The sequence below is a fragment of the Paenibacillus sp. J31R98 genome, assembly GCF_056269245.1.
This window is the reverse complement of the sequence record NZ_JBWDNO010000006.1, coordinates 390,035-412,027: the sequence shown is the minus strand read 5'-3', so window position 1 is coordinate 412,027 and position 21,993 is coordinate 390,035. Positions and strand designations below refer to the sequence as shown.

General features: G+C 52.8%; 23 protein-coding genes and 1 rRNA gene. 3 read left to right on the top strand and 21 right to left on the bottom strand.

The annotated features are described in order from the left end of the window. Together AC0YNX_RS22640 and AC0YNX_RS22635 are read right to left on the bottom strand one after the other, a co-directional pair. Positions 1 to 306: ribosomal RNA gene (locus tag AC0YNX_RS22640) — 16S ribosomal RNA — on the bottom strand; the annotation flags it as partial. A 336-nt stretch (positions 307 to 642) separates the two neighbouring features. Continuing rightward, a complete protein-coding gene (locus AC0YNX_RS22635) occupies positions 643 to 1,518 on the bottom strand; it encodes a nucleotidyltransferase-like protein (protein ID WP_475817971.1) in 876 nt (291 codons plus the stop codon). A gap of 144 nt (positions 1,519 to 1,662) precedes the next feature. Between AC0YNX_RS22635 and AC0YNX_RS22630 the strand changes: the two genes are divergently transcribed. Next, positions 1,663 to 2,037: a YgzB family protein gene (locus AC0YNX_RS22630; RefSeq protein WP_475817970.1), complete on the top strand. Its 375-nt coding sequence runs from the start codon at positions 1,663 to 1,665 to the stop codon at positions 2,035 to 2,037. Positions 2,038 to 2,111: 74 nt separating this feature from the next. Here AC0YNX_RS22630 and AC0YNX_RS22625 read toward each other — a convergent pair whose 3' ends face one another. The 6 genes from AC0YNX_RS22625 to gatC all read right to left on the bottom strand — a co-directional run bounded on the left by AC0YNX_RS22625 (position 2,112) and on the right by gatC (position 9,717). Continuing rightward, positions 2,112 to 3,836: a glycosyl hydrolase family 18 protein gene (locus tag AC0YNX_RS22625; protein ID WP_475817969.1), complete on the bottom strand. Its 1,725-nt coding sequence runs from the start codon at positions 3,834 to 3,836 to the stop codon at positions 2,112 to 2,114. A gap of 138 nt (positions 3,837 to 3,974) precedes the next feature. Beyond that, complete coding sequence (locus AC0YNX_RS22620; protein WP_475817968.1) at positions 3,975 to 4,409, bottom strand: Fur family transcriptional regulator; 435 nt, start codon at positions 4,407 to 4,409, stop codon at positions 3,975 to 3,977. 78 nt (positions 4,410 to 4,487) lie between these two features. Next, positions 4,488 to 6,323 (bottom strand): DUF4097 family beta strand repeat-containing protein, encoded by a 1,836-nt coding sequence (locus AC0YNX_RS22615; protein WP_475817967.1) that lies wholly within the window; start codon positions 6,321 to 6,323, stop codon positions 4,488 to 4,490. Between the two features lie 125 nt (positions 6,324 to 6,448). Beyond that, positions 6,449 to 7,891, bottom strand: a complete 1,443-nt coding sequence (gene gatB / locus AC0YNX_RS22610) for an Asp-tRNA(Asn)/Glu-tRNA(Gln) amidotransferase subunit GatB (protein WP_475817966.1) — start codon at positions 7,889 to 7,891, stop codon at positions 6,449 to 6,451. Positions 7,892 to 7,927: 36 nt separating this feature from the next. After that, positions 7,928 to 9,385 carry an Asp-tRNA(Asn)/Glu-tRNA(Gln) amidotransferase subunit GatA gene (gene gatA, locus AC0YNX_RS22605; protein WP_475817965.1) on the bottom strand — a complete coding sequence of 486 codons (1,458 nt, stop codon included), beginning with the start codon at positions 9,383 to 9,385 and terminating at the stop codon, positions 7,928 to 7,930. A gap of 44 nt (positions 9,386 to 9,429) precedes the next feature. Next, complete coding sequence (gene gatC, locus AC0YNX_RS22600; RefSeq protein WP_090581334.1) at positions 9,430 to 9,717, bottom strand: Asp-tRNA(Asn)/Glu-tRNA(Gln) amidotransferase subunit GatC; 288 nt, start codon at positions 9,715 to 9,717, stop codon at positions 9,430 to 9,432. 240 nt (positions 9,718 to 9,957) lie between these two features. On the opposite strand from gatC, the gene AC0YNX_RS22595 reads away from it, so the two are divergent. Continuing rightward, entirely contained in the window at positions 9,958 to 11,091 is a 1,134-nt protein-coding gene (locus AC0YNX_RS22595; RefSeq protein ID WP_475817964.1) for a hypothetical protein, read from the top strand. A gap of 222 nt (positions 11,092 to 11,313) precedes the next feature. Continuing rightward, positions 11,314 to 12,384 carry a fatty acid desaturase gene (locus tag AC0YNX_RS22590; RefSeq protein ID WP_475817963.1) on the top strand — a complete coding sequence of 357 codons (1,071 nt, stop codon included), beginning with the start codon at positions 11,314 to 11,316 and terminating at the stop codon, positions 12,382 to 12,384. Positions 12,385 to 12,485: 101 nt separating this feature from the next. Here AC0YNX_RS22590 and AC0YNX_RS22585 read toward each other — a convergent pair whose 3' ends face one another. The 13 genes from AC0YNX_RS22585 to AC0YNX_RS22525 all read right to left on the bottom strand — a co-directional run bounded on the left by AC0YNX_RS22585 (position 12,486) and on the right by AC0YNX_RS22525 (position 21,966). Beyond that, positions 12,486 to 12,866, bottom strand: a complete 381-nt coding sequence (locus tag AC0YNX_RS22585) for an ATPase (RefSeq protein WP_475817962.1) — start codon at positions 12,864 to 12,866, stop codon at positions 12,486 to 12,488. An 86-nt stretch (positions 12,867 to 12,952) separates the two neighbouring features. Next, positions 12,953 to 13,750 (bottom strand): ABC transporter permease, encoded by a 798-nt coding sequence (locus tag AC0YNX_RS22580; protein ID WP_475817961.1) that lies wholly within the window; start codon positions 13,748 to 13,750, stop codon positions 12,953 to 12,955. Next, complete coding sequence (locus tag AC0YNX_RS22575; RefSeq protein ID WP_475817986.1) at positions 13,747 to 14,712, bottom strand: ABC transporter ATP-binding protein; 966 nt, start codon at positions 14,710 to 14,712, stop codon at positions 13,747 to 13,749. The genes AC0YNX_RS22580 and AC0YNX_RS22575 overlap by 4 nt, the downstream gene beginning before the upstream one ends. Before the next feature lie 17 nt (positions 14,713 to 14,729). Continuing rightward, on the bottom strand, positions 14,730 to 14,933 hold the full coding sequence (locus AC0YNX_RS22570; RefSeq protein ID WP_475817960.1) for a PLDc N-terminal domain-containing protein: 204 nt from the start codon (positions 14,931 to 14,933) through the stop codon (positions 14,730 to 14,732). A 3-nt stretch (positions 14,934 to 14,936) separates the two neighbouring features. Further along, entirely contained in the window at positions 14,937 to 15,149 is a 213-nt protein-coding gene (locus AC0YNX_RS22565; RefSeq protein ID WP_475817959.1) for a hypothetical protein, read from the bottom strand. Further along, positions 15,137 to 15,541, bottom strand: a complete 405-nt coding sequence (locus AC0YNX_RS22560) for a YxlC family protein (protein ID WP_475817958.1) — start codon at positions 15,539 to 15,541, stop codon at positions 15,137 to 15,139. Before AC0YNX_RS22560 ends, AC0YNX_RS22565 begins: the two co-directional genes overlap by 13 nt. Next, a complete protein-coding gene (sigY, locus tag AC0YNX_RS22555; protein ID WP_475817957.1) occupies positions 15,538 to 16,080 on the bottom strand; it encodes an RNA polymerase sigma factor SigY in 543 nt (180 codons plus the stop codon). Before sigY ends, AC0YNX_RS22560 begins: the two co-directional genes overlap by 4 nt. Before the next feature lie 134 nt (positions 16,081 to 16,214). Continuing rightward, positions 16,215 to 16,916, bottom strand: coding sequence for an SDR family oxidoreductase (locus AC0YNX_RS22550; protein WP_475817956.1), 702 nt, complete (start codon positions 16,914 to 16,916; stop codon positions 16,215 to 16,217). Between the two features lie 140 nt (positions 16,917 to 17,056). Continuing rightward, positions 17,057 to 17,914 (bottom strand): AraC family transcriptional regulator, encoded by an 858-nt coding sequence (locus AC0YNX_RS22545; RefSeq protein ID WP_475817955.1) that lies wholly within the window; start codon positions 17,912 to 17,914, stop codon positions 17,057 to 17,059. Positions 17,915 to 17,999: 85 nt separating this feature from the next. Then, on the bottom strand, positions 18,000 to 19,085 hold the full coding sequence (locus tag AC0YNX_RS22540) for a Gfo/Idh/MocA family protein (protein WP_475817954.1): 1,086 nt from the start codon (positions 19,083 to 19,085) through the stop codon (positions 18,000 to 18,002). Next, entirely contained in the window at positions 19,072 to 19,884 is an 813-nt protein-coding gene (locus tag AC0YNX_RS22535; RefSeq protein WP_475817953.1) for a sugar phosphate isomerase/epimerase family protein, read from the bottom strand. The genes AC0YNX_RS22540 and AC0YNX_RS22535 overlap by 14 nt, the downstream gene beginning before the upstream one ends. 45 nt (positions 19,885 to 19,929) lie before the next feature. Then, the gene (locus tag AC0YNX_RS22530; RefSeq protein WP_475817952.1) at positions 19,930 to 21,075 is read right to left on the bottom strand and encodes a Gfo/Idh/MocA family protein; all 1,146 of its coding nucleotides are present in this window, start codon (positions 21,073 to 21,075) and stop codon (positions 19,930 to 19,932) included. After that, a complete protein-coding gene (locus tag AC0YNX_RS22525) occupies positions 21,076 to 21,966 on the bottom strand; it encodes a sugar phosphate isomerase/epimerase family protein (RefSeq protein WP_475817985.1) in 891 nt (296 codons plus the stop codon). Positions 21,967 to 21,993 lie beyond the last annotated feature (27 nt).

Genomic DNA, 21,993 nt, shown 5'->3' with positions numbered 1-21,993 from the left:
ACCCTCTCAGGTCGGCTATGCATCGTCGCCTTGGTGAGCCGTTACCTCACCAACTAGCTAATGCACCGCAGGCCCATCTGTAAGTGACAGCTTGCACCGTCTTTCCCAACTCAGCCATGCAGCTTAGTTGCATATCCGGTATTAGCATCCGTTTCCGAATGTTATCCCGGTCTTACAGGCAGGTTGCCTACGTGTTACTCACCCGTCCGCCGCTAACCTTGTCCCGAAGGACAAGATCCGCTCGACTTGCATGTATTAGGCACGCCGCCAGCGTTCGTCCTGAGCCAGGATCAAACTCTCCATAAAAGTGATCCGAAGATCATTCATGAATTTGCTTGTTAGCTCATTCAAAAAACTAGCTTGTTTTAAGACCTTTAACAGGTCGCTCATTGTTCAGTTTTCAAGGAACAAATTCGTTTCATTTATTCGCCCATGTCTCAGCGGCGACTTGATTAATATATCACATCCGGACGTTCAATTGCAAGCACTTTTTTTAAATCTTTTTCTTACTCGCTTGCCAGCCTTGCGGCTACTTGTCCGTTTCTCGGAGGCGGTAATAAAGAATTTATCACATCCCCCTATAGCTCGTCAAGCATATTTCGACAAAAAAATCGCAGGCCATTATAGCCTGCGATTCCTCCCTTATGAAACGCTGTGATAACGCAGTTCAAGAGCCTCCGTATCACCGGCTAACGGCATAAAAGCGACCTCGCGAATGTAGCCCCGTTTGACCAGCTTTTGCAACAAGAGCGATAAATCAATATGCAAATCCATAAGCAGTGGATGAAGCTGAAGCTCCATTACGCTCCACGCCTCCTCGCGGCTGGATAGAATCGTAAAGAGCAGCTCGCAGGAAGATTTCATTTTGCTCATCACAGAGAACTCACAAGCAAGCAATACAAGCTGCACCCGCTTCTCCAACGATTCAGGCGAAGTGGTTAGCTCTTCATACAACTTATAGATGCCGGGATTGAACCTGCGCATCTGCCGCCATACGGTAAGCTCCGGATGAGCGCCTTCTTCTATAAGTGCAATATGCGCCCAATGATGAAGCGCCGCAAGAATATGCGTATACGCATCAAGCAGGTTGTTGTCTTCCAGATCTTGCTTCGCTTGCAGATAAGTGCGAATAAAGTTTGAGAACTCGGCAAGCTCCTTCTGTCCGCGTACGGAAGATGGGAAGGACAACAAGCTGTCGCGTAAATCCGTCAAGTAATTGTCTCGATCCAATAGGATCTCCCCCTGTGCGAGCCATTGTATGATGCTTCGGTTCTCCACGCCTGCTGTCCATTGCTCAAGTACAGAAGGACTTACGGTACGAATTTGAATTCGTTCACCGCCGTAGCTGACATGCTCAATGCCCCGATCTGGTTCATCCACTGAAGATACAACGAGCAGCAGAAGATCCAAACCATCGATTAGCGGATTATACGGAAAAGGGTTCTCAATCGCGGCTAAGCTGATCACGTTCTCATTATGTTCAAAACTTTGTTTAAAATGTTCTTTTATATGCTCCACGTCTATCCTCCATATAGCTTCATGCATTCGTTTAAGCTATAATGATTTCGCAGTTGTTTATATATGTTGTTCGACAATGTCTGCGCATTTTCCTGCTTAGCTTATATAGAAAAGCGCTGGTAACTGTCAGAAAGGATTGAAGGCATGTTTGGAAAATCAAGCAAAATTAACGAATTTCGGCTCTGGGGCCTATTGTTCACGCTATTCGGCATGGGCCTAATGATACTGGGTACGGCCGGGATTGTATTCTGGGGACAAGCAGGCAAAGTATTCGCAGCAATCTTCATGGTCATCGGGATGATTGCCATGCTGGCCAGCGTAGGCGTCTACTTCTGGGCAGGCATGCTCTCCACAAGCGCGCGCATCATCACATGTCCGGAATGCAACCGTCAAACGAAAATGCTCGGCAAAACAGACCGCTGTATGTATTGTAAAACAAAGATGACGCTTGATCCAAAGCAGGCGACAGATCTAGACGAGACTGAGGAAATCGCAGAGAGTACACAGCCGCAAGTCTAACTCCATAAACAAACGAAACGCCCTTCACGCGAGTCCGCCGGACCGCATGAAGGGCGTTATTGTTTAGATAAGCATTATGGCAGCTGTTTCAATGATTGATTAATGATGCCCCAAATATCGTCTGACGAAAACTGTCTTTGCCAAGTGGCAACGCCAGCAAGTCCGTATTTCTTCGCGAGCGCGGTGCGTGATTTCATGGATGTTCCATCTTCGATCCAGATGCGCTGAAGTGCGCCGTCTTCTTTATATTCCACATAGTGCTGACCGGAATCTGCGTCAAAGGTCGGCTTCAGTTTACGCTCTGCAATGATTCCATTAACGGTGTCCATCCCGATTGCCTTCGAAGACACCTTTGTTTTGCCGTTATCGTCCTTCTTCTCGGTCCAAAGCCTTGCATAAAGAGGCATGCCCAGCACGAGCTTGTTAGCCGGAACGCCGTCCTCTTCAAGAATGGTCTTAAGCGCTTGCTCCGTCCAAGGCAGAGACGCTACGGAACCGGAGACAGGACTAGACGCCCAGTGCTCATCATAAGCCATAATCATCATGTAATCGACGGTCTTGCCAAGCGCGGCACGGTCCAAGAACAAGGACCACATCTCGCTGTTCGACTTCGGCGTCACGTCGATAGATACAACGACGCCTTGTTCATGCATAAGCGGAGTCAACTCACGCACGAACTGAACAAGATTCGCCTTGTCAGACGTGTTTACATTTTCAAAATCCAAATTGATTCCTTGAAGCTGATACATCTCCGCAAATGCCGACAGCTGGCGGATCATCTGAAGTCTTGCATTCGCGCTGCCGAGCGCTGCCGTGGTCCGGTCCGGCTCAAAGCTGTTGCTGAACACAGCCCACACCTGCATACCACGATTATGCGCCCACTGAACATAATGCATATCCGCTTTGCTCTTAATATTACCTTCGCCATCCAGCAGTTCAAACCAGGTTGGCGAGACGACGTTCACTCCTGTCAGGTCGCTGATCTTGCTCGTATCGACCGTCTGCTGGTAAACGGCCTCCCAAGTCAGATTAATTTTGCTGCCGATGACCTTCCAAGCATTATAAGGAGCCGGCTGCTGCTGCGTCTTCACTTGCTCGAGTTCCGTGAGCTCGATAGCCTTCTTCGGAGCGTATCCGGCAACGCCGTCGATGCTCTGAACGATGTACCAGCCATCCTTCTCGCCCCAAATGCGAAGCTCATCCTTCTGAGCCAGGCGCTTGACGATTGCTGCATGAATGGACGGGCTTGTCCGAATTGCACTCTCGGCAGGCGAGATCCCCCGCTGTACCGCGTCTCCGGCACGCATGACCGTGACGATATCAGCATCTTTGTTATATTCGATGTGTAAACCATAAAGCTCTTCAAGCGGCGTCGTAGGCAAGTAAACCTCTTTGTCCTTCACTTCGGCCGCAATACGAAGCGGATATGCCGCCTTGTTCATCGTCGCCGTCAGTGCATTCGTCTTGAAACGAAGCACTTTATTAGCATTCGTCATGACGATCGTGCCTGTCTTGTCCTCGAAGTATACCTCTTGCTCCAGCCCTAATTGATTATGAATAAAGGACAATGGCAATCTGATGTTGTCTCCATCAACTAATGCTCCGATATTGGCAGCCTCGCCATGATAGAGAATCGGATGCACTGAACCATAGTCAGGCTTCACTTCTTTATTGTTAGGGGACAGCCGTTCCCAGCCTACCCAAATCACACTTAGCATTGCGAGCAATCCGCTCAGCACGACAATCCATTTCAGCCAGCCGCCACTCTTTTGTCTGGGCCGGAAACGTACGGGTTCCACTTGGTAACACTCCTCCCTGATCGTAAACAATATGTGTCGCCCGGAATATGGGCATAAAAAACGCGCATGAAGGTGTCTTCCACTCCCCAGGCGCGCGTCAGGTTCAACTGTTCAGATCTTACAAAATAATCGTATCAATTAATGATTGTGCCGCGCCATGCAATCTGGGCAAATGCCGTAGATCTCCATGCGATGACCTTCTACCTGAAATCCGGTTTCTTTGGAGGCAGCTGCTTCCACATCTGTCAGCGGCGGATAGTCGAAATCTACAATGGTGCCGCAGGATCGGCAAATCGCATGATAATGCTCAGACAAATCAGCATCGAATCGGCTTGAATCATCACCGTAAGTCAGTTCCCTAATAAGACCTGCTTCAACAAACAGACGGAGATTATTATAAATGGTCGCAACGCTCATACTAGGGAACGAAGGCGAAAGCGACTTATAAATTTCATCTGCAGTGGGATGAGTCATGGCATGCATAAGATAGCTTAAGATAGCATAACGCTGCGGGGTCATACGAACGCCGGTGCTTTTTAATTGTTCTAGTGCTTGTTCAACGGTTGCACCCATATTGGCACGTCCTTTCCGCTTTGTTAGAACCATTTTACGTGGATGCTTTTCATTTTGTCAATGAAGTGGAAAATCATTTTATGATTTGTAACGATTTACCAGTATGCTGCTGTTCGCATTTATATTGATCCGAAACGTGCCTGCGCCGATGTTTCCACGAATCGTCTTCTTGCTGATCGTAAGCGGCAAGTCGCTCGAAACATCTCCAAATGTAACAGAGCCGTTAACGGAATAATTGCCCTGTACAGGAAGCTGCAAGCGGATCTCACCTATAGAACTGTCAATATCCCAGTCACCGCCAACGGCAGCACTAGCCACTCCAATATCACCATTGAGCGTATCTGCCTTAATTGCGCCTGAGGCTTCCTTAATCGTAATCTGGCCATTCTTCGTGTCCGTCTCGATATCCCCAGTAATTTGCCGCAGCTCGATGTCGCCGCTTTGCGTAGAAGCCTGCACAGAACCGGTAGCTTGCACCAACTTAATGTTACCGTTAAACGCGCTCAACATAGAATCTCCTTGCAAATCGGAGACGGCAATGCCTCCGTTCTTCGTCTCGGCGTCAACAGGTCCTGTGAGATTGCGTAGCGTAAGCTCCCCATATGTTGCTCGGATACGGAGACCCCCGGGCAGATTGAGACCAGAAATATCAACGGAGCCATTCATAATGTCGAGGCTAAGCTCTGGTTCAAGTTCAGCTGTCTGATCAGACGCCGTGTTGGTGCCAGCTGTCGCATTATTATTCGTAGACGATCCAGGCGACGTTATTGTTGCTTGCGGGCTGCCAAAAATGGATTGCGATGGTATCGTCACTATCATATTCATACGCGGTATACGGTTGCCATTAGCACCGTAGGGATGGCCTTTCGCCTCGATTTCTATTTTCTTGCCGCCGTTCATTGTGACAATCGACTTCTCCGCAACTTCGTCAGCTTCTGCCTTATCAGCCGAATCAACCCACATGACCGTCTCTACCGTGATTGCAAGAACATCACCGCGCCTCACAATCACTTTACCATTCGGGTTCTTGATCGCAACGCTTATGGAGTCGGACTGCAGCACCTCGCTCATCAGACCCTTATTATATTGAAAACCTTTCTCTTCGCTATATCCGCTCGTACCGGTCAAATTCACCTTGAATTCGTCCAGCCAGCGAAATGGCATTGAAGCATACTGCGTCACGCCGAAAGCGGTAACGGCAATTATTGTTGCGAGCACGGCACCGCCGATATCAAAGGCCGGCTTCCTCGTAGCTGTACGGTACACAAGGCTAAGCACGACCATCTCTATGCCGAGGATGACAAAAGCAGCTGGCCACCACTTACCGAGAAGCTCGATATCGTTGCGACCTCGGATTTGGTCCCAGAGCAGGAATGCGCCTATCGTCATCATTATTGCGGCTGCGGTAAAGCGGCCTAGCCTGAACATCGCATTCTTCTTCCTTGATGCCGCGAAGAGCCCAAGAATGATCAAGCCCGCTCCAGGGGCGTATGATCCTACATCATCAAGCGCAGCGAGCAGCGCTTCGGGGGCTTGCACGAGCCAGAGCAGGATAAGCGCCAGTCCGATGACGCCAACTCCTTGCAGCGCAGTGACGAACACATTCGCCCGCGGAAGCGATGTTGCCTCCTCGCTGCCCGCGGAATCAGAGATGCGCAGCTTGGCGGCTAATTGCAGCGTATCGAAGACGCTGTAGAACCAGAAGAATGGCAATGCAAGGCCAAGGAAAATAATAAGCAGCGCAAATTTGCCGCCGCCTTCATCGGCGAAACGAATCATCGCAGCTATATCCGTCAGCGTCCCGAGAAGCAGGAGCAGCCCTGTCAAATGTTTGCCCAGCGCCAAATGTCCGCCGCCAGGGACGATAAATGCAAACAGCGGCGCAAAGAACGCACTCCATGAACGCTCACGCATTGGCATGCCTCCTTCTTCTCCTTCATCCTGTCGTTATTATGTAGTACATATTGTATCACATTTATTGCCATGCAAAAGAGGCATGTCCACGCTTGGCGGACATGCCTCTCACTTTATGGTGAAGCCTATTGATTCAGGCGCTCAAGCAGCAGCTTGTTAACAAGCGCTGGATTCGCTTTGCCCTTCGTTTCTTTCATAACTTGACCGACGAGGAAGCCGATTGCCTTCTCTTTGCCGGCTTTGAAATCTTCCACCGACTGCGGATTGCCGCTTACGATGCGGTCAACCACTTCGGCAATTGCGCCTTCGTCACTGATCTGAACAAGCCCTTGTTCTTCGACGATTTGCTGCGGTCGCTTGCCAGTCTCAAGCATTTCCTTGAACACTGTCTTCGCAATCTTGCTGCTGATCGTCCCTTTCTCCATCAGACCGATCATCTCGCCGAGACCTTGGCCTGTCAGCTTGATATCATCAAGCTCAAGACCGCCAGCGTTCAAATAACCGAGCAGGTCGCCCATAATCCAGTTGGAAACGGCTTTGGCATCCTTCGTATATTGAAGGGATTCTTCGAAGAAATCTGCGAGCTTCTTCGAGGACGTGATAACGCCTGCGTCGTACGAAGGGAGCCCAAACTCCGCGGAGTAGCGAGCTTGGCGCGCATCCGGCAGCTCCGGAATCGACGCGCGCACGCGTTCCTTCCACTCGTCGTCGATATGCATCTGCACGAGATCTGGGTCCGGGAAGTAGCGATAGTCATGCGCTTCTTCCTTGGAGCGCATGGAGAACGTCTTCCCTTGCGTCTCATCCCAGCGGCGCGTTTCTTGCACGACTTTGCCGCCGCTATCCAGAATGTCTGCTTGGCGCATTTGCTCATACTCGAGACCGCGCTGAACGCCGCGGAACGAGTTCATGTTCTTCAGCTCGGCACGTGTGCCGAATTGCTCTTGGTCGTAAGGACGGAGACTGATGTTGGCGTCGCAGCGAAGCGAGCCTTCCTCCATCTTCACGTCGGAAACGTCGCAATAGAGCATGATTGCTTTGAGCTTCTCAAGGTAAGCCTTCGCTTCTTCAGGCGTACGGATGTCCGGCTCGGAAACGATCTCAACGAGCGGCGTACCGACACGGTTGAAGTCCACAAGGGAGCCGAAGCCGCCTTCGATATGCGTCAGCTTGCCCGCATCTTCTTCAAGGTGAAGGCGAGTAATGCCGATGCGCTTCGTCTTGCCGTCCACTTCAATGTCGATCCAGCCATGCTCGCCGATCGGCTTGTCGAATTGCGAGATTTGGTATGCTTTTGGCGAATCCGGGTAGAAATAGTTCTTGCGGTCGAACTTGCTAATGTCGGCGATTTGGCAGTTGAGCGCCATTGCAGCCTTCATCGCATATTCAAGCGCCTGACGGTTCAACACCGGCAGCACGCCAGGGTGCCCGAGACAGATCGGGCATGTATGTGTATTCGGCGGGGCGCCGAAGGACGTGGAGCAGCCGCAGAAGATCTTGCTCTTCGTGTGGAGCTCGACGTGCACTTCCAGCCCGACGACCGTTTCATATTGGTTCGGTTCAAACATCTCTTAGCCCTCCTGCTTCATTGGCATCCGCGTATCTTATAGCTGCGGACGCTGTTTGTGATGCTCAGTGTGCTGCTCATACGCATGCGCGGCGCGAAGCACCGTGCGCTCGTCGAACGCTTTGCCGATAATTTGCAGGCCGATTGGCAGGCCGTCTGCGAAGCCGCAAGGCACGCTGATCGCCGGAACGCCAGCAAGGCTGACCGGAATCGTACAAATATCGTTCAAATACATCGTGAGCGGATCGCCCACTTGCTCACCGATGCGGAAAGCCGTTGTCGGCGCAGTCGGCCCGATAATGAGGTCAAAGTCTTTAAACACATTGTCGAAGTCCTGCTTGATCAGCGTGCGGACCTTCTGTGCTTTCAGATAATAAGCATCATAATAGCCAGAGCTGAGTGCATACGTACCAAGCATAATCCGGCGCTTTACTTCAGGACCGAAGCCTTGGCTGCGGGATTTGCGGTACAGGTCAAGCAGATTGTCCGGGTTCTCTGCGCGAACGCCGTAACGGACGCCGTCGAAACGCGCCAGGTTGGACGATGCTTCGGAAGAAGCGAGAAGGTAGTAAGTTGCAACCGCATATTCGGTATGCGGCATCGACACTTCTTCCCATGTTGCGCCGAGGCTCTCGAACTGTTTCAGCGCTGCAAGCACAGCTTCTTTGACAGCCGGGTCAATGCCTTGGCCCATATATTCCTTAGGCACTCCGATGCGAAGCCCTTTAACATCACCGGAGAGCGCGCCGACATAATCGGGAATTTCCACATTCGCCGAAGTGGAGTCGCTCTGATCATAGCCGGCAATGGCTTGCAACACATAAGCGGAATCTTCAACGTTCTTCGTCAGCGGACCGATCTGGTCAAGCGATGAAGCGAACGCTACGAGACCGAAACGCGACACGAGGCCGTAAGTTGGTTTGAGGCCAACGATACCGCAGTATGCCGCAGGCTGACGGATCGAACCGCCTGTGTCGGAGCCAAGCGAGAAATAGACTTGTCCAGCAGCAACGGATGCTGCGGAACCGCCGCTTGAGCCGCCCGGCACATATTCAGTATTCCACGGGTTGCGAGTCGGGAAGAAGCTTGAGTTCTCGTTCGAGCCGCCCATCGCGAACTCGTCCATGTTCAGCTTGCCGATCGTAATCGACTGCGCTGCCTTCAGCTTCTTCACGACCGAAGCATCATAAATGGGATCATAATTGCGCAGGAACTGGCTCGCGCAAGTTGTCGTGATCCCTTCGGTTACGATGTTATCTTTAATGCCGGCTGGGAGACCGAACAACAGTCCTTGCTCTCCGCCTGCTTGCAATGTGCTGTCCAGCTCAGCCGCAGCCTTGCGCGCGCCATCTTCGTTCAATGTCAAAAAGGCTTTAATGGATTCATCCGTCTTCGCAATTTGCGCGTAGGAAGCCTCTACGAGGTCAAGAGCCGACAGCTCTTTCGTTCTTAACTTGCTATGTACGTCTTGAAGGCGTAAATCAAAGAGTGCCAACAGCCTTTCCTCCTTTCGCTATATAAGCGTATCTCGTAAAACTCTTATTCCAATACAGCCGGCACTTTAAACTGGCCGTCATCTTCGTCTGGTGCATTGCGCAGCGCCGTTTCATTGGAAACCGAAGGTTTAATGACATCATCGCGCATCACATTATATACCGGCAGCACATGGCTGGTCGGCTCTACATCATCTGTATTTAGCTCGTTCAGCTTCTCTGCGTATTTGAGAATCGCATTCAACTGACCGTTAAACTGCTCTTTCTCCTGTTCGGAAAGCTCCAGCCGGGCCAGATTGGCCACATGCTCAACATCTTTGATCGTAATGCTCATCGTTTCATGTCCCGTCCTTTCTAACCATTTTGCACATATTCTACCTATTATAACGTAAGCGGTCGTTCAAACTCAATGATAAAGCGCATGAGCGGAAGCGGCAAAAGGTTACCGAATATGAAGAGAATCTTCATCTGGAGCTAAGGGTGCACTATAGATTATTTCAGCTTTATTTAAGGTTAGGCGTACATACTGGGTCTCGTAACCAACTCCATTCCCAAAAAACAGGAGGAAACAATAATGAACAAAACGATGAAAGCGATTGGACTAACAGCAGCCATTGCGGTGATGATACCGCTGAGCGCGTACGCAGCAACAAACTCTACTTCTACTACGACGACAACGATCACGCCTACAACTACCCAGCAGCAAGGCTCGGAGAACGGCAAATTCAATGTTCGCTTCGAGCAAAAGGTTGGTTTCGGCGGCGCAGTGAGCCAAGAAGTGCTTGATCTGCTCAAGCTGGATGCTGCAGCGCTAAAAGAGAAGCTGGCTGCCGGCAAGACACTCGCGCAGGTTGCTGATGAGCAAGGCGTATCTCGCGACGCATTGAAGCAAGCGCTGACTGCAGCTTTCGATAAACAGCAAGCGACTGCGAAGCAAAATTTCACGGACAACCTCGACAAGCTTGTTGACAGCGATTCCGGTGCAATGCTGGGCGGGCATGGCGGTAAGGGCAAAGGCGGCTTCGGCATGGGATTCCGGGGCAATGAAGGCTTCCACTTCGAGAGCAAAACAGATATTAACGCAGCGGCAGCCCCCGTTCTCGGCATGACAGCGGACGATGTGAACACGGCGCTGAAATCCGGCGACAAATCGTTGGCAGACCTTGCAAAGGATAAAAGCGTGGACGTGCAGAAGGTCATCGACGCCGTGAAGCAAGCGATCGTCAACGATCTGAATGCATCCGTCACAGCAGGCAACCTCACACAGGATCAAGCGGACAAAGCGATTGCAAATGCAGCGAAGATCGCGGAAAACACAGTGAACGGCAAAGGCTCCCGCGTGAAGATGGGCGGTCAATTCGGACTTGACAGCAACGCTCTGACTTATGCTGCAACAGCGCTTAGCATGAACGTTGATGACCTGAAGACAGCGCTAGCTTCCGGCAAGACACTAGCAGATGTTGCGAAGGATAAAGGCGTAGGCGTGCAAAATGTCATCACAGCCGTGAAGCAAACGATCGTGGACGGTCTGAATGCAGCTGTAAAAGCGGGCAAATTGACGCAGGAGCAGGCGGATGCACAAATTGCGAAAGCGGATGAGCTAGCAACGAATTTGGTGAACAACAAGATCGAGCGTAAATTCCATATCATGCAGAAGCACGTGAAGGATGGCGACACTAGCGCTACAACTTCAACGACAAGTGCGTAATCGGGAAGTATACTTAACGGATTGAATTGAATTGGATTGATGAAATGGCCGTTCCTCTGTCTCTTGTGGCAGGCGGGCGGCTTTTTTCTATGGAGTGCGCTGTTCACGGCTGTTCATGTGTCAAATCCTCTCACGTAATTTTCGGAAAGCTTCACGCGCTTCATTCCCTTACACTAGAAAGTAAGCGTTGCCACTTTAGATGATAAGGAGCGGAGCGTTCCGATGAGTGATACTGCTGCAAAACGAGATTATAGCATTACAGGTCCCGAGCGGTTCCATGCGATGGAGAAGGGGCTCGTGTCGGCCGATTGGTACAAATGTGCAATTCCACGGAAACGATTGAAGGAGCTAATGGTGAGGCGGAACGGCCCGGCGCTGAGAGATATCTTGCTCTATCTTGCCGCTATTATTGGGACCGGTTATATCGCGTTTCTATCTTGGGGCACTTGGTGGGCTATCCCCGCTTTTGCCTTATACGGCACCGTTTACTTCGTTGGCTCTGTCTCCAAATGGCATGAATACAGCCACGGAACACCGTTCCGAACCGGCTGGCCTAATGAAGTGGTCTATCAATTCACTTCGTTCCTCATCCTCGTGCAAGCGACGAACTTCCGCTGGAGCCATGTCAGGCATCATACGGACACGTATATCGTCGGCAGCGATCCGGAAATTATGGCCCCTCGTCCGCCGAAGTTCAGCCAGCTAATTCGGGCAGCTTTTCGAATTGAAGATGTGAAGGGCAATACGCCAAAAACATTGTTCCAGCATGCCATCGGCCGTCTGAATAAGGACGAGAAAGAACTTATACCGGAAAGTCAGTATGGCAAGCTTATCTGGGAGGCACGGATATTTATCGGCGTGTTCTTGGCCTTAATTGGACTTTGCTTCTACATGCATAGTATTCTGCCGCTTATGTTCGTCGGATTGCCCGCTTACTACGGTTCCTTCCTGATGACCGTGCTGAATGTAACTCAGCATATGGGGTTGTATGAAGATAAACTAGATCACCGGCTCTGCTGCCGGACCTTCTATACAAATCCGATTCTCCGGTTTCTGTACACGAACATGAACTACCATATGGAACACCATATGTTCCCGATGGTTCCGTATTACAACTTGCCGAAGCTTCACGATGAGATCAAGCAGGATTGTCCTGCCGCCGCCCCAAGCTTCTTCGCTGCAGTTCGCGAGTCGGTCTCCGCTTTATGGCGCATCCGCAAGGAGCCGACGCATGTCGTGCAGAAATATCGCGAGTTCGCTGAACGGATTGAGCAGGATGCGAGAGGCGCATAGATTAGGTAGATTAGATGATATTAGATTAGAAAAAAAGAATTGCTTAGCGCAAAAAAGGCTGACACTGGTTAATCCCAGCATCAGCCTTTTTATCTAGTTCGTTAAATCCAAGCCTTCAAATGCACTTGGCGAATAAATTCTTCCCGTGTCTGAGGCTCGCCTTCTGTTTCTTCCTCTTCGGCATCCTCGCCGTCACCGTTCATAATACGCTTGAACAGCTCTTCATTATGCGTCGCCAGTGCAAAGTCGATAAGCGCTTCTCGCTCCAAACGATCCACTTCAAGTCGTACCAGCACTTCTTCAAGCTCCACATCCGCAGCAGTCACATAGAAATTACGGTTCGCTTTCGGAACCCGAATTACATAATCAAACACATTGTCCGCATTGCGGTCATACGCGATGATATAGCCATATTCCCCTACCGGAAGCCCCTGTTCAAAAAGGTCCGACATAATTACAACACGCTGGCCTAGCTTAAACATGTACAACCACTCCCGTCACCTTTAACCAAAGCTCTATCCTTCTATCCTACTAAAAAAAAGGAGTGAAGTCCAATAGAGCGAGATTGCTAGAGGGCATCTAGAGAAGGGCGTTTGCGAAGCAGCGCGGATGCAGCGACAAGTAAGGCGAGCATGAGTAAAAGAGTAGTCATGACGCTTGCTGCCAGGTACTGATTACTCGCAGCAGCGTCGTATTGCGAATACGCCAAGTGCGGCAGCATTCCCGGGCTAAACGCGAGCTCATGCGGAAAAGCAGAAGCGGTCAATGCGAGCAGCGCCGCCACGCCAAGCGCACAAGCCGCAGCTGCTGCTCCGCTTCGCAGCCATGAGCTAAAGAACAGCGTCAGCGAGCCCGCAAGGCAGAGCCACAGGCTGAATAGCAGATAGGCGCACATGCTGCTCTGCCAGTCGACGGAATGGAATAAAACCGTCGTATAGTACAGCGCAGCGCCGAAGCCCCCCGCGAAAGCAGCGATGACGAGCAGCGCCATTGCTGCCCATTTGGCCGTAACGTAAGAGAGATAGGAGATTGGTTTTACGAGAATCATGCTCGTTAAACCGCTTGATCGTTCTGCAGAGATGATACCCATGACCGAGAGGGCCAGAATAAGGACGCCGATCGAGTTGAACTGCCCCAGCGTCTGAGCCATCACTTCGGGAGCCGCCTGCTTAGGAATGGAAATGACAGCCCCAGGCGGCAAGTTCCCGGCATGCGCAAGAATGTCCGGCAGAAAATAGGACGTAACCGGCTGCATCGCGCCATACAGAATAAACACAAGCGGCACCCATAACAGCTTATAGCTGCGTAGCAGCTCCAGCTGTTCTTTGCGATACAGGACAAGCCACTGCCTTAATCCCATAGTCATTTGCGATTCACCACCTTCATGAAGAGATCCTCCAATGTTGAATAGCCGACTTCCAGCCTTGTTACCGGGAGGTTCGCTTCGAGCAACCGGGTCAGCACGATGCGCCTTGCTTCATTAATGTCACGCACGATTAGCTTTGCTGCGCAGCTGTTGAGCGGATCGATTTCGTAACGCACGATGCATGGTTCAGCTGCTGTCGGAGGAGCAATCTCTTGCAGCCATTGCGCCAGCGCCTCACGAGATCCTGATGCCGAGTCATTCTCGATTTCGAGCAGCAGAACCGGATCACGATTCTCCGCGCGGATTGTGCTTAGCGGTCCTTGAACCGCGATGCGTCCGCTCTCCATAATGAGCACATCATCGCACAACTCCTCCGCATCGTGCAGCACATGCGTCGAGAATAGGATCGTCGTCTCCCGCTTCAGCTCGCCGAGCAGTTCCATTACATCGCGACGCCCGATCGGGTCCAATGCGGACACCGGCTCGTCCAGAATAAGCAGCTTCGGACGGTGGATGAGCGCCTGCGCTAGTCCGAGGCGCTGCTTCATGCCACCGGAATAGCCGGCGATGCGCCGTTTGCCAGCTGCGCTAATTCCGACTCGCTCCAGCAGCTCGGCGCTTCTTTGAGACGCTTCGCGTCTCCCCATGCCGCACAGTTCAGCCGCGTACTGGGCAAATTCCAAGCCGCTCATCCAGCCGTGAAAAGCAGGCGTCTGCGGCAAGTATCCAATTAGCGCGCGGTGATCCGCTCCTTGCGGCACATCTCGGAAGCGAATGCTTCCCGATGTAGGAGCGAGCAGCCCGGTCAGCATGCGGATCGTCGTCGTTTTGCCAGCGCCGTTCGGTCCAAGGAGCGCAGTGCAGCGCCCTTCCCCGAGCGAGAAGGAGACATCCTGCAGTGCTTTGGCTGAGCTGCTGCCGAACTGTTTGGTAAGCTTATGAACCTCGAGAAGTTTCACCATCACGTATAACCCCTATCTTACGTTTGCTTTCTTCCAATAAGGAAGAACAAGACCGGACCGATGATATTGACCAGCACGATGATAAGAATCCACATCCACTTGGGTCCTCTTGTCTGTTCCGCCCGAGCGCATACGACGATTGCTGTAATCATCAGAAGAAGCTGAACGATCGCAAGCGGTAAAATGATCGTCATCAGCTGTGTAGTTGTAAGTTGATCCATCTTCTAATCTCCCTTTCTCTTACGAAATCGGCTCCAGTCTACCCGTACGATTGCTAGATAGAACAGAAGAGGCATCGGAAACTGGATGAGTCCCCATATTCCCCAGAACCATGGATATCTGCTATGCTTCCGCGCATCCGTAAACAGCCAAGAGGATTGGCCGATCAGCAGAATTGCGATTCCAACAAGAAGGAGGACAAGCTTCATTCCTGCCATTCGCGTCTCCGCCTCTCTCTGCGATTCACGCCGCTCACGGTCAGGAACACAGCTGCTGCCACAAAAGCTGTGCCTTGCACAATTGCGAATAAGACAATGCTGCTGTGCCAGATAAGCAACAGCCCGCTCAGCATGAGTGCGCCAATCAGCCAGAGCAACGCCAGCTCCTTCCAGTATCGCTGCTTCTGCGCTTTATTACGCTCGCCGACAAGCGTAGTTAGAGCGGCAAGCGAAGGCGGATTCGGTGGTGCGATGGACCGATCCCATTGCTCAACGTGAGGGGCGAGCAGCTCGCGGTAATCCTTTTCCAGTGCTTGCTCCGTTGTTTGCTCCAGCTCCCCCTCTTTCTCCTTCTCTTGCGCCGGAAGATTCTTATCTTCGCGCTTTCTCATTCGTCGTTCAGCTCCTTCCTCAATTGCTTTAATCCGTTATGCAGCCTGGATTTCACGGTCCCGACCGGAATCTCGAGCCATACAGCAATTTCCTCATAGGCGTAGCCGTAATAATATTTCAATAAGATCGGTACCCGGAGTTCATAAGACAACGCGCCGAGCGCATCGAGGGCATCCGGCCAATCTTGCTGCTGCATCGCGGCATCATATCGTATGGCATGCAGAGCCTGTTCTTCGGTCTGCCATCGCTTCTCCCGGTTCTGCTTGCGCATCTCATCCAAGTACCGCCTTGTCGCAATCGAGATTAGCCATGTCGAAAACTTGCTTCTTCGCTGAAAGCTATGGATTCGCTCAATCGCTCTCAGCATCGTATCCTGAACCAGATCTTCCGCTAGCGCCTTGTTCATCGTCACCTTCAGCATGTATCGGTACAGCATCGGATAATGGCTGTGCAGCAAACTCGCCAGCGCATGCTCGTCTCCGCGAACCGCGCGCTTGATCAGCTGCTCGTCTTCAACTGGCGGCTGTACTGTGTTCATGCCCTAGCTCCTTCTTATGTCTTTATGTTCGTTGTCGCCAATATGACGTACAGGTATGCCGATTTGTTCACTGCCCCTGCAAAAAAAAATCGGCCCGCTTCTGCTATGCAGCAGAAACGAGCCGGATATTCACGTTATATGGTCATTGCGCCGTAGCCGCCATCCACTCGAATGAGCGAGCCGGTCACGTAGCTGGACGCCGCATCGGAAGCAAGCCAAACGGCCGCGCCTTGCAGCTCCTTCGGGTCTCCGAAGCGCTTCATCGGCATATGCCCCATGATGCTGCTTACCCGCTCCTCCGACAGAATCGCGCGATTCTGCACCGCCGGGAAGAACCCCGGCACAATGGCATTAACGCGGATGCCGTGCGGCGCGAATTCGCGCGCCAGAAACTGCGTCATGCTGTTCACGGCATGCTTCGACGCCGAATACGTGAAGACACGGGACAGCGGCGGTCCTGATGAGACCGAGCTGACCGTAATGATGCTGCCGCCAGCGCCGGCGTCGATCATCGACCTGCCGAACACCTGGCAGGTGAGCATGACGCTCTTCGCGTTGACGTCCATGATGCGATCCCATTCTTCTTCGGTAATCTCGAAGAATGGGGTCGCGCTGTTCGTGCCTGCCGTGTGCAGCAGGATATTCGCCTGCCCTGACGGCGACCACGCGATGATCTCGCCGAGAACTCGCTCGAGATCCGACTTCACAGCGGCGTCCGCCTGGAACAACGCCGCGCGGCCCGTTGCCAGCAGCGCTTGCAGCTTCGGCTCCGCCTTCTCGGGATCGCGCACGACTAGTGCCGCGTGCGCGCCGTGATCGATAAGCGCCTCAGCCATAACGCTGCCGAGTGTGCTGGCAGCGCCAATGATGACCGCGGTGCGGCCGGTTAGGTCAAATAATGGGCTAGCTTGTGCGATGATAACCGCCTCCGATGGGAACCGGCGGCGGGCAGACAGGCCAATGCTTGATGCTTAAGCTAATGCTCCATTACATACTGAAGCATCTTTCTCCGGTACGTCTCAGGACTTGCGCCCACTGTCGTCTTGAACAACCTGCTGAAATGAGCCAGATGGTGAAAGCCGACTGCACGGCACACTTCCGATACGGACTGGCGGGGCTCGAGCCGAAACAGCATTTTGGCCTGATTGATTCGCCGGTTGTATAAGTATTTGAAAACGGTCGTACCTGTCACATCTTTGAACAAATTGGACAGATACGGCTTGGTGAGGTGAAGCGCGCTTGCGATATGATCAAGCGTGATCTCCTCCAGATAATGGTCTTCCAAGTACGAGATGACGCTCTGCACATGCTGCTCCTTCAGAGAGCGGTGATCGCGCTCATAGGCCGGCTCGCTGCACCAATCGCGAACGAGATGCAGCAGCTCGACGACTCGCAGCACGAAGCGGTCATAGGCGGTTCGCACGCCGGACTCGCTCTTGCGCAGATAGAGCTGGTTCATCTCTTCAAGCAGCCCTTCGAGTTCCGCTTGGTCGCGCGGGCTAAGCGAGATGCGGATGTTGCGCAGCTCCTCGAAAGGTCTAAGCAGCATCGCGGCGGTGTCCGCTTGAAGCACTTTATGTATGTAGGCCGGATCCATATGAATGATCGTGCGAATGTAAGGCTTATGCGGAGACGGGTTGGGACAGTGAAGCGTCATCCCATGCATGAGAATCAAATCACCAGGCTGAAGCGTTATCAGCTTATCGCCGATCAAGTAATTGCACTCGCCCTCTTGAAAATAATACAGTTCATAGAAGGCATGCGAATGGAATTGAGCACCAGGCATCGGTTGATCGTTCCGATACATGAGCTCGATCGGCTGTTGCCATTGCATCGTGAGCGGCACTTAGTTCCCCTCCATAGTGAAGTACATATGAACTGATTTTATCATGCCGCTCCGAATTTCAGTACCAGTTTTGCTAGATACGGATCGCTTTATTTTGCGCGAGCAGACAAAGCTCTGCTGCTTTGAAGGCATGTGCCTGCGTCATCGCGTTCTCCGTCCGGTTCAAGCAATCCAAGATGAGCTCCCCGAAGAAAGGAAATCCGATTTGACCGCCGACAGACAGATGATGCTCGCCCTCGTGGTTGACGAGATAGACGTGATCGCCGGTCTTCTCGCGCCCGACATCAATATACTTGCGCAGCTCGATGTAGCCGTCCGTGCCGAGGATTGTCGTTCTGCCGTCACCCCAAGTGCCAAGGCCGTTCGGAGTGAACCAGTCCACGCGAAAATAATTCGTCGCCCCGTTATCCCCGACAAGCGTTGCATCGCCAAAATCCTCCAGCTCCGGATAGTCCGGGTTGCTGTAATTGGCAACCTTGCTGTGGGCAACCGTTGCGTCCTTGCAGCCAGCAAAGTACAGAAACTGCTCGATCTGATGGCTGCCGATATCGCAGAGAATGCCGCCGTACTGCTCCTTGCGGAAGAACCAGTCAGGCCTCGAAGCTTTGTTCAACCGGTGCGGACCCGTGCCGAGAACCTGCAGGACGCGCCCGATGGCGCCATCCTGAATGAGCCTGCCCGCGTAGATCGCGCTCTCGACATGCAGCCGTTCGCTATAATACACCATATATTTGCGCCCGGTGGATTCTGCCGCTGATTTTGCCGCTTCAAGCTGGTCGAGCGAGGTGAACGGCGTTTTATCCGTAAAATAATCCTTGCCGTGGTTCATTACCTTCACGCCTAATGCTCCGCGCTCGGAAGGAATGGCAGCGGCTGCAACGAGACGCACCTCTGGATCTTCAAGAATCACTTCTGGGGATGAGGCGACTTGCGCCTGCGGGAAGCTCTTACGGAACTGCTCGACTCTCGCCGGATCAGCGTCGTACACCCATTTGATCGTACCGCCTGCTTCCAGCAGTCCGTTCGTCATCCCGTAGATATGGCCGTGATCGAGCGCCATTGCCGCGAAGACAAACTCTCCCGGGCCGCACACAGGCGACGGCTTCACGATGGATACCGGCGCGTAATTCATGCCGTCATTTCGATTAAACAGTGACATCGCCCTTTAGCTCCTCCTCCTGATAAACCCATTGCTGCAGCGCTTTGTAGCTGATCGCCAAGCTCTCGAACGGGTCGCGCTGGCATGTATCCTGCTCCACGACATACCATTCGACGGCAATCTCACGGCATGCTTCAATAATGGCCGGCCAGTTCAGATTGCCTTCGCCAATCTCTGCGAACACTTGCTGATCGTTCAAGATCGCCATGTCCTTGAGATGGATGACCTTCATCCGCTCGGACTTGCGAATCCATGCAACCGGATCGGCTCCTCCTGCCTGCACCCAGTACGTATCCAGCTCGAGGCTGTAAGCAGCTGGTTGTCCTTGCGGGGTTGAGCCATCAAGAAGGATATCCATGCCTGTTACGCCGCCGCTTCCGAACTTCTCGAACTCAAACTTATGGTTGTGATACACCAGCTCAAGGCCTGCAGCTGCGAGCTTCTTTCCGATACCGCAGAGAATTGCCGCCATCTCTTCATAGCCTTCGCGGCTAGCGCGATACTGCTGCGGCAGCCCGCCTAAGCCGATGTATTTGCAATTCCATAATTGGTGCTCGGCAATGAGCCCATCCAGATCGTCCAGCAGTCGCTCATACGGCACATGCGTCGCGCAGATCGTCAGACCATGACGTGCGCAAATGCTGGCAACTTCCTCCGGTGCAATCGGGCCGATACCGGATAGCTGTACGGCGTCGTAGCCGATCGCTTTTACTTTCCGCAGCGTTTCGTCGAGCTCCTCGGCAGTTCTCACATAGTCGCGGAGCGTATAGAGCTGCGCGGCGATTTGCTTCTTGAACAAGGTGGATCACTCCTTATTGGATGATGGTGGACGTCAATGTATGAACTATTTTGTCGCAGCAGGGGCTGGTTGCTTCTGGAATTTGGAGCTGGCGATTCGCTTGTTCAGCTCTGCCTCGTGCAGCGCTTCGTCAAGCGGCAGGTCAACCCAGCCGTCAATCCATGTCGAGAGATGCATCGCGTTCGAGAGCGTGAGGCCGAAGATGCCTTCCTCGCCCGGCGCAACAAGCGGCGTTCCATTCAGCACCGCGTCGGTGAAGTTCTGCAGAATGCCCGCATGCTCAGGGCTTTGTCCACCGCTTGGAATGTCGATCTTCCAGCATTCCGGCGAAGCGAACGGCACCGTATTGCGCGCGTTGAAGTCTGCTTCTTCCTCGCGGATACGGTAGAACGTCATTTTGTCGTCTTCGATGACGATTTTGCCGCGGCTTCCCGCTACTTCGAGCCTGTTCGTGCCCGGCGCTTCGGATGTCGACGTAATGAACACCGCTGTCGCACCGTTCTCATATTCCGCATAAGCGGTCACTTCGTTCTCTACCTCGATATCGCGATTCTTGCCAAATTGACAGAACGCGCGCATGCGAGTCGGCATCATGCCGGTCGTCCACTGCCACAGATCGAGGTTGTGCGGACATTGGTTAATGAGCACGCCGCCGCCTTCGCCGCCCCAAGTTGCGCGCCAAGTGCCGGAATCATAATAGGCCTGCGTCCGGTACCAGTTGGTGATGATCCAGTTAATGCGACGGACTTCGCCGACTTCACCGGATTGGATCATTTCGCGCAGCTTCTGATAGAGCGGATTCATCCGCTGATTGTAGACGATACCGAAGGTTCGGCCGCTAGCTGCTGCCGCTTCGTTCATCTCCCGGACCTGCTTCGCGTAAACGCCAGCCGGCTTCTCGATGAGAACGTGCATGCCTTTGCCGAATGCATGGATGGCTTCGGACGGATGGTCATAGTGAGGCGTTGCCACAACAACTGCATCCACGAGACCGGAATCGATCATTGCTGCGGAGCTCTCGAATACTGCAATCTGCTCGCCGTATGTTTCTCTTGCCCAAGCGCGTTTGCTCTCGAATCCGTCGCATACTGCGGTGAGGACTGCACCTTTGATATTGCCCGATGTCAGGATAGACGCGTGGCCCGAACCCATATTGCCGATCCCGATAATGCCGTAACGAAGCTGTTTCACTTAAATCTCCTCCATCCAAGTTTGAATTTGGTTCACATAGGTTTGAAGCATTGTTGGTGTATCAAAGGTTTGGCTAAAATCCTCAAGTCCCAGCCAGCCGTCATAGCCGACCGCCTTCAGGTCGCGCAGCACTTGCTTCCACGGCACTTGCCCGTTCGCGATCGGACGCCAGCCGCAGCTCCATTCGATGGATTGAAGCGGATCATCGGCTGATGCTGATTGCAGTGATTGTGCTTGCTGTGCCTGTGGATGCCAGCCTGCGTTTTTGACATGAACGTGCGCCAGATAAGGGCCGAGCAGCTCAAGCCCCATCCGGTAGTTCTCGAAGCCTTCGTATACCATGTTGCCGGGATCGTACAGCACCCCGATATGGTCAGGATTGAATGATGAGACAAGCCGGTGCGCAAGCGAGGCGCTTGGCGCGATGGTCACGTGATGCGTCTCGATGATTGCCTTGACGTTGTAGGTGCGTGCGAGCTGTTCGACTTCGTGCAAGTAGGTTTTGGCTTGATCATATAGATCGTTATAATTGCGATTGCGGTCGTAGCCGGGGACACCGGCACGGATCATAGTGGCGCCAAGCTGCTTGGCTAGACGCATGATCTGTTCGGTGCCCTCGACGTCGCCGCAGGTGAGATATGGCGTGACGGATATCGCTTGTCTGTTATGTGCGGATGCGGCTTGCTTGAATCGGCTGCTCTCGTCATCGTCCGCGCTCGGCGAGAGGGTGCAGCGGTTGTTGCCCCAGAAGGACGGCGGCTCGCTTAGCAGATGCGGCGCCGTTTCTTTGCAGCGCCATTCGATGCCGTCGATGCCTGCAGCGGCTGCGGCTTCGCACAGCTGCTCCGGTGTCACATCCGGCGTAGCAACGGTGAATACGGATAACTTCAGCTTGGATGATGATGATGCCATTGTGAG